Raw genomic sequence first — 13,480 nt, forward strand, 5'->3', positions numbered from 1 at the left:
GTTCGTGACAGGAGTGCCAGGTCCATGCACAGACTGGTAGGTGCTGGCCTGGCCGACACGGCTGGAAACGGCGACGGATGACGCTCGAAGACCTCTACCGCATGCTCTGCAGCGGCCACGTCCAGGCTCAGGGCGTCATCGACACCCTCGACGTCCCGCTCGTCGTGCTGGACCAGGGCTTCTGCGTGGGCGCCGCCAACCCGGCCTTCCTCGACGCCTTCGGGATCGAGCGCGACGAGACCATCGGCCAGAACCTGTTCGGTCTCGGCAACGGCCAGTGGGACATCGCCGATCTGCGGACGCTGCTCGCCGACGTGGTCCCGAAGGCGGCCGCGGTGATCGACTACAGGGTGACCCACGACTTCCCGGGCATCGGCCGCCGCACCGTGCTCGTCGGCGCGCGGCGGCTGGCGCCCCCGGGCGGCCACGGCAAGGACGTCCTCGTGACCTTCGAGGACGTCACCGAGCGCGACCGGGCCGACGCGGAGATGGACGTCCTGCTTTCCGAGACCCGCCACCGCATGCGCAACTTGCTCGCCGTGGTGCGCGCGCTCGCCGGCCAGACCTGGACGGAGGGCCGCACCGGGGAGGAATACCGGGACGCCTTCCTCGGCCGCCTCGAGGTCCTCGTGCGGGCCCAGGACGCCTCGCTCGCCGGCGGGTCCGCGGCCGACCTCGCGGACCTCGTCGGGCGGACGCTGGAGCCGATCGGGGCGGATCGCGCCCGCGTCGAGCCCGGGCCGGCCGTGCGGCTCGCCGCCGCGCAGGTCCTGCCGCTCGGGCTGATCCTGCACGAGCTGACCACCAACGCCCTCAAGCACGGCGCGCTCTCCGCGCCCGGCGGCACGGTGAAGGTCATCTGGGACGTGCAGACGGCGGCGGACGGGGCCACGCTCGTGCTCGACTGGCGCGAGGAGGGGGCCCGCCGGTGGCGCCGCCGGCCAGGCGTGGCTTCGGCACCCGCCTGATCGAGTTCAGCGCGGGCACCGATCTCGGGGGCGAGGCGCAACTGCGCTTCGAAGCCAGCGGTTTGCATGTACGGATCTCGGTGCCGCTGAAGTAGGCAACCCGAAGCAGGAGCCGTCCGTCGTGGGGCCTTCCTATGGCAAAGACTTCAATGAGCCAGCCCCTCGCCGGATCCTCGTCGTCGAGGACGAGATCTTCATCGCCATGGAGCTTGAGTCCGTCCTGACGGAGGCCGGCTTCGGGGTCATCGGCCCGGTCCCGACGGTCGCTTCGGCGTTGGCGCTCCTGGGGAGCCAGCGGCCGGACGCCGCGGTGCTCGACGTGAACCTCCGCGGCGAGCGGGTGACGTCGGTGGCGGAGACCCTCACGGCGATGGGGGTGCCGTTCATCCTCGCGAGCGCCTACGGCGGGGCTGACGTCGCCTCGGACGCGGTGCTCGCGGGCGCACGGAACCTCGGCAAGCCCACCCAGCCCGCGACCTTGCTGGCGGCCCTGACGGACCTTCTCGACCGCCGATAGGGCGGCTCAAGCCGTGAAGGACGCGGTCCCCTCCCCTCTCGTCGGCACGTCGTCCCCATCCTCCCCGTCTCGGCCTGGAAGGTCTGACGGGACGCCTGACCCGGGGCGCCGGCATCCGGCGCCACAGTCGGCGCAGAATCGGCCCGCGATTGCCGGGGAGCATTGCGTCCCTCGGGTGCCCCGGGCATGGCTCCTCCAATGCCCCAGCCCTCCGCCGTCGGCGCCGGCGTGCTCCGGATGCGGCGCCTTCCGACGGCCGCTCGCTACGTCCTTGCCATCGGCATTGCGCTTCTCTGCTCGGGCTTCGAGGTCCTCTCGGGCGGACGCCTGCCCGACGTCGCGGCCTACCTCCTCGCCTTCCTCGGCGTCCTCCTCTGCTCCGCCCTCTTCGACCGCGGCTCGGGCTTCCTCGCCACCGCCGTCTCCGCCCTCGTGCTCACCGCCTTCCGGAGTGGGGCCGGGGTTTCCCTCTCCCTCTCCGGGGCCGACCTCCTCGTCCTCGGCCTCTTCGTCGCCGTCTCGGCCGTCGCGGCCCTCATCGTCGAGGCCCTGCACCGTGCCGTCGAGCGCGCGGAGGAAGCGCGGGAGGCCCTCGAGGCCGCCGCGGTGAAGCGCCGCCTGCTCCTCGACGAATACCGCCACCGCACGAGGAACGACCTCGCCTCGCTCGCGGCGATGCTCCTCCTGCGCGCGCGCGCCGTCGCCTCGGGCCGTGCGGCCGAGGGCCTGCGCGAGGCCGCGGAGCACGCCCGCACCCTCGCCCGCGTCCACACCCTCCTCGCCCAGGAGACGGGATGGCCCGACGATGATCCCGGCGTCGTGGACACCCGCGTCTTCGTCGAGGGGCTCTGCCGCGAGATCGACGCGACCGCCGTGGGCGGGGGCTGCGGCCGGTGACGCTCGCCATTCACGCAGAGGCCCACCCGCTCCCGACGGAGCGGGCCGTCTATCTCGGCCTCGTGCTGAACGAGCTCGTCACGAACGCGCTGAAATACGCCTTTCCGGAAGGCCGGCCGGGGCGCATCGCGGTGAGCCTCAGATGCGAGGGTGAGACCTTCGTCCTCCGGGTCGAGGACGACGGCATCGGCCTCGACGAGAACGGGGACAAGGACGAGACCGATACGAGAGACGAGCGACCCCGCGGCGGCCTCGGCACCCGCCTCCTGCACGGCCTTGCCGGCCAGCTCCGGGGCAGCTTCGCCCGGTCGGAAAGCGAGCCATCCGGAACCGCCGGCGAACTGCGCTTCCCCGTCAGGACTGGTACCGGCTGATCCCTGACGATCGGCCCTCCCAAGCCCTCGCTCTGCCCTCGGATCCTCTCGCCGTTCGCTGCGCTCGCGGGTTGTTCCCACACCGGCGTATGCAGCCCTGCGGCTTTGTTGCAGCAAGGACGGAGGACCGAGATCGGAAGCCAGGAGGTCGGCTTACGCGACGCGGACGGCACGCGACATCCTGAGTTCGGCCATGCGGTTCAGCGCGCTGGCGGCGATGGCGGCTTCGGCCCGTTGCGCTTCGAGGCTCCGCGACCGCAGCCTATCTCCGAGCACGCGCTTCCATCGTGAGTGGCTCCATTCCGCCGCGTTGCGCTTGCCGTAGCCGGTCGCTCGCTCCCACGCGCGGCGGCCCTCCCGCGCGACGTGCCGCGCGTGTCGCCCGCGGCCGCTCAGCACATCGAGTGTGTCCGCCCCGCCCACGTCGGGCGCCTTCGGCCTGAACACCCCTTCCGCGTTCGGCAGGGCTTGGCGATGCTCGGCCACCGCACGGTAGGTGGGCCCGCCCGCATAGGCCGCGTCGCCGTAGACGCGCCCGATCCGGCCGGTGATCCGACCGAGCAACAGCGGCACCGGCAATGATTGGTAGCGTCCACGGAGGTGGTGGAGTTTCCGGCGCTGGTCGTCGGGTTCGAGACGGTGGTCTGCGTCTCCCTCCCGCGCACCACGCCCGGCAGGCCCATGGCCCGCATCAGCCGCTCCACCGTGCAACGGGCTACCGAGATGCCCTCGCGGCCGAGCTGCCGCCAGACCTTCCGGGCGCCGTACACCCCGAAGTTCTCCGCAGGCACGCGGCCGGTCTCGGTGCACAGTCAGGCGTCTCGCCTCGTCCGCTCGGATGCCCTCGAAGGATCCGACCGCTGGGCAAAGTGCGCGTGACAGGTAGGCGGGGCGATGGGCAGAACCCGGCAGGTCGGCTCGACCCCGTACTCACCCCGGTGATCGTCGATGAAGGCGATCATGTCTTGGAACGGCGGTCGAGTTCCGCGTGCGCGAAATACGCCGAGGCCTTCCTGAGGATCTCATTGGCTTGGCGCAGCTCGCGGTTCTTCCGCTCCAGCGCCCCGATCCGTTCTCGCTCCGCGCTCGTCGGCCCGGGCCGCTGCCCCCCGTCACGCTCGGCGTGGCGCACCCACTTCCGCAACGTCTCCGTCGTGCAGCCGATCTTCGCCGCGACCGAGCTCATCGCCGCCCACTGCGTCGGATGCTCCCCGCCACCCTCCAGCACCAACCCGACCGCCCGCTCCCGCACCTCCGGCGAGAAGCTCGCCTCCGTCTTCTTCGTCGTCATGGCTCCATCCTCTTAAGAGTCGGAGCCTCCGGGAAAGCCGGGGCGGTTCACCTCCGTCGCGCCACGGCCGCGCTCGCCGTTCTGAAGGCCGCGTAGGGCGGACTGACGCACCATGCCCTCTCACGCCTGCCCTGGCGCGAGCGCCGACAGAGCCCAACAACGCCGTGCTCGGCGCAAGCTTGAGGATCGAGGCGAAGCGCAGGATCGCACGACCTCACTCCGTTGCTCGCGACGTTGTGTGATTGTATGATGCGTACGCCAGTCGACCGTGCAAACAACGCGTGGACAACCGTCGGAGAGTCCTCCTTGGATCAACTCCTTAGGCGCTTACGTGCGATTGCGCGGATCGGGATTTGGGGGATTGCGGACGGTCAACCGTCATCACCGCCGCGCGGCGGCGGCGGAGCGCGCTTCGTCGGCATCGGTGGCGTGGTTGGCCTCATGCTTCTCGTCTGCGGCTTCCTCCTCCTCGCCCATGACCTCCGCTCGGCGGGGCGGCGCGATGCCTCGCGCGATCTCGCGTCGACGTCCCACCTTCTGGCAGACCATGCCGGGCGTCTCTTCGAGGTCGTCGACATCGCCCTCCGGGACGCGGCCCGGCGAACGTCTGGCCTCGACTGGGAGGCGATCGCCCGCTCCGGCGAACTCCAGCAGGGCCTTCGCGACCTGCGCGATGCCCTGCCCTACGTCGAGGACGTCTGGCTCAACGACGCCGAAGGCACGCTCAGGCTCACGAGCTTCGCCTTCCCGACGCCGCCCTCCACCGTTGCCGACCGTGACGCTTTCCACCGGGCGGCCCGGGGGATCGAGGCGCTCCAGATCGGCGAGCGGATTGTCGGCCGCGTCACCGGCCGTTCCACCTTCCTCCTGGCGCGGGGCCTGGCGCATCCTGACGGCTCATTCCGCGGCATGGTCTCGGTGACCGCCGACCTCGCCTACTTCGACGGTTACTGGGCGCGCACGCAGCTGCCCCTCGACGCCCGGGTCAGCCTCGTCCGGGCTGGGACCCTCGACATCCTCGCGCAATATCCGCCGCCCAGACCTGATGCGGACTTTGTCGCGCCTCCCGACGCCCTCCGCTCGTCGGTCGCTGCCTCCCCGGCCGCAGGCGCGTTCGTCTTCCCGGAGGCCGACGGAGGCCGTCTCGCCGCCTACCGCCGCGTGAGCAACCTGCCAATCTACGTGATGGTGAGCGTCTCCGACGCCGCGATCGCCTCGGCTTGGCGCGCTCGGCTCGGCGCCTACGTCCCGCTCGCGACCATGGCGGCACTCGCGCTCACGGCCCTGACCTTCATCGCGCTCCGGCAGGCGCGGAGTGAGAGCCTCGCCCTTGCCGACCTCGTCCGCTCGCGTGCGGCGTTGCGCGATGCGAACGTTGCACTCGAAGCCCGGGTCGCCGCGCGCACTGCAGCCCTCAGCGCGAGCGAGGCAGCCCTGCGCCGGCTCAATGACGAGCTCGAGACGAGGGTGCGGGAGGAGGTTGTGGCTCGGGAGGAGGCCCAGGCACGCCTGGGCCACGCGCAGCGGATGGAGGCGCTCGGCCAACTCGCCGGCGGTGTCGCACACGACATCAACAACGTCCTGCAAACCGTCCTCGGAATGGCCGAAACGATCGAGGACGTGGCGGACGGCAACGAGGAAATCACGTTCCTGGCCCGCGATGTCATGGAGGCGGCCGAGCGCGGTTCGAGCATCACTCAACGGCTGCTGGTCTTCGCGCGCAAGGGTGAGCTGCGGGCGGAGGCACTCGATCCAGTCGCCCTGCTGCGCGGCGTGCAAGGAATGCTGGCTCGCACGCTCGGCAGCGCCACCTCCGTACGGGTGAGCGCGGAGCCTTCCCTCCCGATGCTTATTGCCGACAAACGGCAGCTCGAGACCGTGCTCGTGAACCTCGCCGCGAACGCGCGCGACGCCATGCCGGGGGGCGGGGCGCTGCTCTTTTCCGCCCGGGCTGCAGAGGTCGACGAGGACGGCGCTGCGCCCCCGTTCCGCCCCGGCCGCTACGTCCGGCTCACCGTGGCCGATACGGGCGAGGGCATGTCGCGGGAGGTCCTGGCCCGCGCCACCGAACCGTTCTTCACGACGAAGGAGGCCGGCAAGGGCACGGGCCTCGGCCTCGCCATGGCACAGGGCTTCGCCGAACAGTCGGGCGGCGGCCTCACCATCGAGAGCGAGACGGGACGCGGGACCTCCGTTCACCTGTGGCTGCCGGTGGCGTCCGGGCCGCGCTCCTTCGCATCGTCGGCCCCAGCGGTGGTGTCGCGACGAGGGCACCAGCAGCGCGTCCTCCTGGTGGACGATGACGGGGCAGTAAGGGCCGCAACGGCCCGGCAGTTGGAGAAGGCAGGCTACCAGGTGGTGGCCGTGGCATCGGGGCTCGCGGCCCTGGCGTTGCTCGCCACGGGCGAGGCGGCGGATGCCATGGTCGTCGATGCCTCCGGTATCGGGATGGACGGGCTCGCGCTGATCCGTGATGCGCGGCAGATGCGGGAGGGCTTGCCCGTCGTCGTGCTGTCCGGCGTCACGACGGATGAGGTGGCACTCGCGACGGCCGGGGCCTGCTCGCTGCTCCGAAAGCCCGGGTCGTCAGCCCAGATTGCGGCATGCCTCAAGGCGCTCTTGAACGAGCAGCCGGCGGGCATGGAGGTAAGCGGTCAGGCGTGACTGCGGTCGGTTGGCCCGCCGTGCGCTGTCAGCGTCGCGCGGCCGCACCAGGCCCAGAACTCGGCATTGACCGTGTCAGGCCATCGCATCCGCCGCAGTCACCGTTGATCGGTTACGTTCCGCGCACTTGCCATCCTTCTTCAACTCGGTAAGGGCGGCGGCATACGTCGGCGCCTTGTCCGTGTTGATGACCTCTGGCTTCTCCCAATCCTTCAGACCGTGCAGCGCCTTGCCGAGGAAGCGCTTAGCCGCCGCCGTGTTGCGCGTCGGTGAGAGGTAGAAGTCTCTGGTGGTCCCGTGCTTGTCCGGGGCCCGATACAGGTAGGCCCACTCGCGCCGGACCTTCACGCAAGTCTCGTCCACGCTCCAGCTCGTCGAGCGCGGCCCGCGCCACTGCGTAACCGTTGTCTGCGCCCCACTCCGCTGATGGTGTGACGACGGCGGGGGTCAAGTTGGGTGGGTGCGGTGGGCGTGCCAGTAATCGCGGATGGCGAGGACGGCCTCGGGGACGTGGTGGTAGGCCCGGGCGAGGTGGGCACGCGCTTCGGGGTTCGCGGCGGTGAGGCGCTCGGCTTCCTCCTCGGCTTCGAGGGCGATGATCGGCAGCATGAAGGTAACGTGGTGGCCGGTCTCGAAGATCGGGCGCCACGCGGCGGGCCAGCGCTTGACGGCGAACATGAAGCCCGCGGCCCAGGGCTGGGCGATGACGGTGCCGTCCTCCTCGCGGAGGTAGAGCGGGCGCCAGCGCTGTCCACCGTCGAGGCGGAGCCCCTGCCGGACCGCGTTCATGTGCCCGATGACGGCCGAGATCGCGCCCAGGCCCATCGGGGTCTCGGGGAGGCTCGGGCCGAAGATCACTCGGAGCCAGTCCTCCATCGGCACGCGATCGGGACCGACGGCGATGGCGGCTGCGAAGCCGTCGATGGAGGTGACGCGCCAGTTCCGGCGCGCGATGTCGGGCTGGGCGGCGAGCCAGGCGTCGAGGTCGTCGAGCGGCAGCGCCGGGATCCGCGCCCGGCGGCTCACGCGGCGGCCCGCATGTCCGGGGCGGGGTGCCAGGGCAGGAGCGTGTCGAGGTTGGTGGCCCGGACCTCGCCCCGCACCACCTGCTCCAGTACGGCGGTGAGCCACGCCTCGGGGTCGCGGCCGTGCATCAGCGCGGTGCGGACGAGTGTGGTCGCGACCGCCCAGTTCGCGCCCCCACCCTCGCTGCCCGCGAACAGCGCCGCCTTGCGCGTAACGGCCACAGGCCGGATCTCGCGCTCCACCGTGTTGGTATCCAACTCGAGGGTGCCGTCGTCGAGGAACCGCACGAGCCCGCTCCAGTGGCGCAAGCCGTAGCGGATGTGCTCGGCGAGCTTGGAGCCGCGGCTGAGGGTGTCGAGCTGCGCCCGCATCCAGGTCTCGAGGGCGGCGATCCGGGGCGCGCTCCGCTCGCGGCGCGCGGCGAGGCGTTCCTCGGCGGGGCGGCCGCGGATCTCGCGCTCGATGGCGTAGAACTCGCCGATGCGCAGCAAGGCCTCCGCCGCGACCGGCGACTTCGTCCCAGCGTGCACTTCGAAGAAGCGCCGACGCAGATGCGCCCAGCAGAAGGCGAGCGCGACCGACCCGTCGCGGCGCTCCCGTCCCATGGCCTTGAACCCGTCATAGCCGTCGACCTGCAGGGTGCCCCGGAAGCCCCGAAGGTGGGCGGCCGGGCGCTCGCCCTTGCGGTCGGGGGCGTAGACGTAGGCGACGGCCGGTGGTGCCCGGCCGGCCCATGGTCGGTCGTCCACCGCGTAGGCCCAGAGCGCCCCCTTGCGGGTCCTGCCGAGGCCGCGCTCGAGGGTAGGCAGCGGCGTGTCGTCGGCGAACACCCGGGCCTGGCCCCGGACGTGGGCGAGAACCCGTTCGTAGAGGGGCCGCAGCCACCAGCAGGCGGCTCCCACCCAGTCGCAGAGGGTCGAGCGGTCGAGGGTGACCCCGCTCCGGCGGAGGATCCCGGCTTGGCGGTAGAGGGGCAGCCCGTCGCCGTACTTCGCGACGAGGACGTGGGCCAGCAACGCCTCGGTCGGCAGCCCGCGGGCCACCGCGTGCTCGGGCGCGGGCGCCTGGTGGACGCCCCTGGCACACCCCCGGCAGGCGAGGCGCGGCCGGATGGTGACGAGGACGCGCAGCCTCGCAGGCACGACGTCGAGCCGTTCCGACCGGTCCTCGCCGACCTGGTGCATGTCCCTCCCGCAGCAGGGGCAGGCACGGCTCGGCAGGTCGACGAAGCGCTCCACGCGTTCGAGGTGGGGCGGTAGCGAGCCGCGGTTCCGGCGTGCCGGGGCGCGTCCTCCACCTCCCTCCCGGCGCGGCGCGTCGTTCGCCGGCGGCGGGGGCGGTGGTTCACGGCCGAGCGAGAGGGCGAGCTGGCCCGGGTCGACGCGCTCGGTACTCGCCCCGAACCGCGCGCGATTGGCGGCGTGCAGCATGCTCTCGAGATGGGCGATGCGGGCCTCGGCGGCTGCGAGCGCGGCACGCAGGAGCAGCACCTCCTCTGTCTCCGCTCCGCGCTCGTCGGGTGGCGTCGTCACGCGCGAATCGTCGCAAGTCCCGCCGCGTCGGCGCAAGCGAAACCGACTACGTCGCGCTCGGCCGCCAGACGCGCTGCGGGTTCCTCCAATCAATTCCCTCGAGCAGCATCGAAATCTGCGCCACTGACAGCGCGATCCGGCCCGTATTCGTCACCGGCCACGGGAAGTGGCCCTGCTCCAGCCGTTTCTGGAAAAGGCACAGGCCCTGCCCATCGTGCCAGATGCATTTCACCAGCCGACCGCGGCGCCCCCGGAAGAGGTAGACGGCGCCCGAGAACGGGTCATCGCCGAAGGTCGACTGCACCAGCGCGGCGAGCCCGTCCATGCCGCGCCGCATGTCCGTCACGCCGCAGGCGAGGTAGACCCGCGTGCCGGTCGCAGGACCGATCATCGCTCCTCCAGCGCCGCGAGTACCCGCCGTAGCGCGGCCTCGTCCACGGCAGCATCCACCCGCAGGACGGCGCCGCCCGGCAACGCGATCTCGATCCCGCCCGTCCCCGACGCGGGCTCGGTCGACGTCGGTGGACTTGCGGTAGCGGGCGACACGGCAGCGGCCGCCTCCACCGCAACCGCAGGAAGCCGAGGCGAGGACGAGGCCGGCGCAACCGCGGTGAGGAACTCGCGCCGCCACGTGTAGAGCAGACCCGTCCCGATCCCCGCCCTGCGTGCGACCTCCTTGGCCACGACACCGGGCTGCATCGCCTCTGCCACGATCCGCAACTTCTGCTCCGGGGTCCAGCGCCGTCGCCGCTCCCCGCGCGTCACCACCTCCACGAACTCCGTCCGAGCACTCATACGATCACTCGTATGAGTGCTCGCAGACGCGCTCTCCATCAGGTCGCCATCCACCGCTCGCCCTCCCATCAGGAAAGCAGACCTCAGCGGTTCAGCCCCGATCCTCAACCGTGGGGTTCAGACGACGGATACGCCACTGCCAGCGGAGGCGCCTCTCCAACTCCGGCGCAAACCGCTGCATCCAGCGATGGATGGTGCTGTGGTCGACGGAGACGACGCGCTCGCCCATCATGTGCTCCAGATCGCGGTAACGCCCCGTAGCGGCGATACCAGCGCACGGCCGACAGCACGATCTCACCCTCGAAGTGCCGCCCCTTGAACTCGGACACCGCCCCGTTCTCCCGGCTCGGACCCATCCCGCCCCGACGTGCAGGTGCTTGCAACAGAGCCCTGGCATCAACGCCCTCATCGGGCCGGGAGACTCCGGGAAGTTACCACCCTGATTGTCCGGACCCTGCTGGCGAAGTCGCTCAGCACATGGCCGTCCGCCGGAGCTGTTCCGCCTGTCAGGGAACGGCGTAGGCGCCGACGAGGGTGTGAGGCACCGTTGCCAGCGCTGCGCGAACCCGGGCCAGCGATACCGACGTTGGAGCGGTGGCAGCGAGGGCGTAGCGGAAGGCGAAGGGCGGCCCGGGGAGCGGTGCGGAGTTCACGAAGCTCACGCGGAAGCCGAGCCCGGTCAGCGCCGTCACCGCGTCGCCGAACGCCCCTGACCCGCCCGCGGCGTCCACGATCAGCACCAAGCGGTTGGGAGCCTCCGCGGGCGATGACGCGGCAGGGCCGATCACCCAGAACAGCGTGGTGTTGTGGGGGTCGTCCTGGATGCCCTCCGCGAGCGGGACCAGGCCGAACAGCGGTGCGGCGGCCGGGCCTGCGACCGCCGCGATCGTTCCGTCGCTCGCGGCGACCTCCCGCGCGGCGGCCGCGGTAGAGGCCGTCTCGACCTGCTGAAGGTCGCCGAAATCCCGCCGCAGCGCCACGCCCGCCTCGCGCAGCGCGTTGGGGTGCGACAGCACGCGGCGCAGGTCCTCGCGCCGCGTGCCGGGCCGCACGAGGAGGTGCGAGACGATGGGCAGCTGCACCTCACCCACCACACGCCAGCCGGGGTCGGGCGCGCGGAGGAGCGCGGCGTGCGCCGCGGCCGGGAAGGAGCTTACCGTCGCCGCGATGGGCAGGATCCCGAGCCTCGCGCGCCCACCCGCGACAGCGTCCACCACGGCTCCGAGCGTCTCCTCCGGCGTGGGCGCGGACGGAGCACTTCGTGCTGCCTGGACGGCGAGCGCCGCCTGCTCCGAGTAGGTTCCCCGCGGGCCGAGGAAAGCGAGGTCTGCCGGTTGGGCCGAGGGGGATCGCCCCGGCAGCACCGTGCACGCCATGACCACGGCCAGCCCGCTCATCGTCGTCCGGATCGTGCGTGTCGGCATCGGGTGCGTCGCCATCCTCCGAAGCGGGCCGCCGGCCGCGCCCGGTCAGATGCTAGGGTGACGCCTCGCGGACGGGCAAGACATCGATCCAGGGCCGCATCGTCCCGGCCCCCAGCGCTGCCGCTCACCGCTCAGCCGGGAGCCCCAACCCGGCCGCAACAGGCGGGAGCAAACTTCGCCAACAGTGTCTGTCCTCCCACGGGTTGAAAACCGCCTCGCCTGGCCGGTTCGGGAGCCTTCGCCTGCACTTCGCTCAGGGGTGGACCCCGACCGGCTCCTGAGCCCTCGCCGCGATGATCCCCCTTGCCATCGCCCCCAGCCCCCGGCTGAAATCGTGGCAAGAATGAGGAGGACACCGCCATACGGTATTCCTCGAGTGCGCCACCCGATCCCGGCATACGGGAGACGAACTCATCGGCCGCCCTCTCCACGCTGGTTTACCGGAGCCGTGCCGTCCGGCCGGTGTCCGGCGTGGAACTGGCCGGCCTGATGCAGGCCGCCCAGGCGCGGAACCGGCGCGAGGCGATCAGCGGCGTGCTGCTCTACGACGAGAGCCACTTCTTCCAGTGGCTGGAGGGGCCGGCCGACGGGGTGGACAGGGTCATGCGCTCGATCCGGGGCGACCCGCGCCACACCGATATCGAGATCCTGGCCGACGGCCCGGCCCCGGAGCGCCGGTTCGAGGGCTGGGACATGCGGCTCGCGATGCGGCGGATGAGCCGCTCGTCCCCGGTAAGCGACGTCCTCGAGCCCGCGGCCGAGATCATCGAGGGGTTGCGGCGGCATCCGGAGCGCGCCGCCGGCCTTCTCCTGCGTCTCGTAGAGGTACCGGGTCGCGCCATCCCCCCATTCGGCTTGCTCGACCGGCATCCCTCTCGCGCGATGATGACGCGCCGGATCGAGGCCGTGCTTCGTTCCACGTTCCGGGATGTGGTCGTCTCGCAGCTCGCCGACCGGCGCGGGACGGGGGATGCCGGGCGGCGCGGGATGCCTTCGCCGCGGACGTCCGAGCTCGCGGAACTCCTGATCTCGGACGACGAGGGAGCGTCGCTGCAGCTCATCCGGGAGTTGCGCGGGGAGGGTGGGGTCCTCGACGGCCTGTATGCTCCCCTCTTCGAGCCGGCGGCCCGGCGACTGGGCGACCTTTGGGCCGACGACGAGTGCGGCGAGCTCGAGGTCGCGCTCGGCCTGGCCCGGCTCGGGACGGCGGCACGCCTGCTCGGCACCGATGCCCCGAGGTACCCGTCGCGCGGCATCCGCCGCAACGTGCTCGTCGTGCCGGCGCCGGGCGAGGTGCATCAGCTCGTCGCGGGGCTGGATTTCGAGTGGCTCTGGAGCAGGGGGTGGGCGCCCCAGCAAGACTTCCCGGCGAACGACCAGGCGCTGGAGGACCTGGTCTCCGGCACGTGGATCGACGTGCTCGACCTGTCGCTCAGCGCAGCCTTCCGTCGCGGGGACAGGCTGCGGGATCTAAGCCGATCCATCGCCCTCGCACGCCGGGCATCGCGGAACGCGGCACTGCTCGTGGTCGTCGGAGGGCGGGTCTTCGCTGAGAACCCGATCAAGGGGCGGGAGGTCGGCGCCGACCTGGCCAGCCCCACGTCCCAAGACCTGGACCGGCGGCTTCTCGCGGACTCCATGTCGCAGGCGGGAGCCAAGGTTCACGCATTGGGCACTGAGTACGACCTACGGGCCACGCCGCCGGAATTCCGAGCGCGCATGGTGCAGAGCGGCTGATGCGGCGATAAGCGGGGCATGAACCCAGCCGACCGCGCTATCCACGCTGCCGACGCTATCCGCGACCTCCTGACGGGCACGCTGGACGACTGCGCGAGGGCGCTCGCGCGGGGTGACGTGCAGGCGGCCCAGCGGGAGCTTCAGGCCGCCATGGAACGGCTGCGCCGGGTTCGCCGCGACCTCGCCGACTAGATCGCACATGGGAATTAGGGGGCCCTGCGCACATAGACGCGATGGGCGTAGCGACCCACCGGT

The 13,480-nt window shown here is 71.6% G+C and carries 13 protein-coding genes, 3 pseudogenes and 1 other annotated feature; of the genes and pseudogenes, 7 read left to right on the top strand and 9 right to left on the bottom strand.

Annotated elements, in window-relative coordinates; all coding sequences use genetic code 11:
* The first annotated feature begins 77 nt into the window (after positions 1-77).
* From ACE7GA_RS27185 to ACE7GA_RS27200, 4 genes are all read left to right on the top strand, one after another.
* Positions 78-968 (top strand): HWE histidine kinase domain-containing protein, encoded by an 891-nt coding sequence (locus ACE7GA_RS27185; protein WP_376100712.1) that lies wholly within the window; start codon positions 78-80, stop codon positions 966-968.
* A 121-nt stretch (positions 969-1,089) separates the two neighbouring features.
* Complete coding sequence (locus tag ACE7GA_RS27190; RefSeq protein ID WP_376100713.1) at positions 1,090-1,485, top strand: response regulator; 396 nt, start codon at positions 1,090-1,092, stop codon at positions 1,483-1,485.
* Between the two features lie 198 nt (positions 1,486-1,683).
* Entirely contained in the window at positions 1,684-2,382 is a 699-nt protein-coding gene (locus ACE7GA_RS27195) for a DUF4118 domain-containing protein (protein ID WP_376100714.1), read from the top strand.
* On the top strand, positions 2,379-2,756 hold the full coding sequence (locus ACE7GA_RS27200; RefSeq protein WP_376100716.1) for a sensor histidine kinase: 378 nt from the start codon (positions 2,379-2,381) through the stop codon (positions 2,754-2,756). Before ACE7GA_RS27195 ends, ACE7GA_RS27200 begins: the two co-directional genes overlap by 4 nt.
* Positions 2,757-2,909: 153 nt before the next feature.
* Here ACE7GA_RS27200 and ACE7GA_RS27205 read toward each other — a convergent pair whose 3' ends face one another.
* Both ACE7GA_RS27205 and ACE7GA_RS27210 read right to left on the bottom strand, forming a co-directional pair.
* Positions 2,910-3,329, bottom strand: coding sequence for a transposase (locus ACE7GA_RS27205; protein WP_376100717.1), 420 nt, complete (start codon positions 3,327-3,329; stop codon positions 2,910-2,912).
* Between the two features lie 47 nt (positions 3,330-3,376).
* Positions 3,377-4,047: pseudogene (locus tag ACE7GA_RS27210) on the bottom strand (IS3 family transposase); the annotation flags it as partial.
* Positions 3,644-3,760: a sequence feature (AL1L pseudoknot), on the bottom strand. It overlaps the preceding pseudogene by 117 nt.
* 306 nt (positions 4,048-4,353) lie before the next feature.
* On the opposite strand from ACE7GA_RS27210, the gene ACE7GA_RS27215 reads away from it, so the two are divergent.
* On the top strand, positions 4,354-6,711 hold the full coding sequence (locus tag ACE7GA_RS27215) for an ATP-binding protein (protein WP_376100719.1): 2,358 nt from the start codon (positions 4,354-4,356) through the stop codon (positions 6,709-6,711).
* 117 nt (positions 6,712-6,828) lie between these two features.
* On the opposite strand, the pseudogene ACE7GA_RS27220 reads toward ACE7GA_RS27215, so the two are convergent.
* The 7 genes and pseudogenes from ACE7GA_RS27220 to ACE7GA_RS27250 all read right to left on the bottom strand — a co-directional run.
* Positions 6,829-7,107 (bottom strand): annotated as a pseudogene (locus tag ACE7GA_RS27220) (DDE-type integrase/transposase/recombinase); the annotation flags it as partial.
* 51 nt (positions 7,108-7,158) lie between these two features.
* Positions 7,159-7,737, bottom strand: coding sequence for a YecA family protein (locus ACE7GA_RS27225; protein WP_376100720.1), 579 nt, complete (start codon positions 7,735-7,737; stop codon positions 7,159-7,161).
* Positions 7,734-9,269: an IS66 family transposase gene (locus ACE7GA_RS27230; protein ID WP_376100722.1), complete on the bottom strand. Its 1,536-nt coding sequence runs from the start codon at positions 9,267-9,269 to the stop codon at positions 7,734-7,736. The genes ACE7GA_RS27225 and ACE7GA_RS27230 overlap by 4 nt, the downstream gene beginning before the upstream one ends.
* A 46-nt stretch (positions 9,270-9,315) precedes the next feature.
* Positions 9,316-9,660 carry an IS66 family insertion sequence element accessory protein TnpB gene (gene tnpB, locus ACE7GA_RS27235; RefSeq protein WP_376100724.1) on the bottom strand — a complete coding sequence of 115 codons (345 nt, stop codon included), beginning with the start codon at positions 9,658-9,660 and terminating at the stop codon, positions 9,316-9,318.
* On the bottom strand, positions 9,657-10,064 hold the full coding sequence (locus ACE7GA_RS27240; protein ID WP_376093878.1) for a transposase: 408 nt from the start codon (positions 10,062-10,064) through the stop codon (positions 9,657-9,659). The genes tnpB and ACE7GA_RS27240 overlap by 4 nt, the downstream gene beginning before the upstream one ends.
* Before the next feature lie 130 nt (positions 10,065-10,194).
* Positions 10,195-10,393 (bottom strand): annotated as a pseudogene (locus ACE7GA_RS27245) (IS6 family transposase); the annotation flags it as partial.
* A 177-nt stretch (positions 10,394-10,570) separates the two neighbouring features.
* A complete protein-coding gene (locus ACE7GA_RS27250) occupies positions 10,571-11,488 on the bottom strand; it encodes a prephenate dehydratase domain-containing protein (RefSeq protein ID WP_376100726.1) in 918 nt (305 codons plus the stop codon).
* Positions 11,489-11,920: 432 nt separating this feature from the next.
* Here ACE7GA_RS27250 and ACE7GA_RS27255 point away from each other — a divergent pair, with 432 nt between their 5' ends.
* Positions 11,921-13,225 (top strand): BLUF domain-containing protein, encoded by a 1,305-nt coding sequence (locus ACE7GA_RS27255; protein ID WP_376101008.1) that lies wholly within the window; start codon positions 11,921-11,923, stop codon positions 13,223-13,225.
* Between the two features lie 18 nt (positions 13,226-13,243).
* Complete coding sequence (locus ACE7GA_RS27260) at positions 13,244-13,417, top strand: hypothetical protein (protein ID WP_376100728.1); 174 nt, start codon at positions 13,244-13,246, stop codon at positions 13,415-13,417.
* The last annotated feature ends 63 nt before the right edge of the window (positions 13,418-13,480 follow it).

The sequence above is a fragment of the Roseomonas sp. CCTCC AB2023176 genome (assembly GCF_042259275.1).
Taxonomy (GTDB): Bacteria; Pseudomonadota; Alphaproteobacteria; order Acetobacterales; family Acetobacteraceae; genus Roseomonas.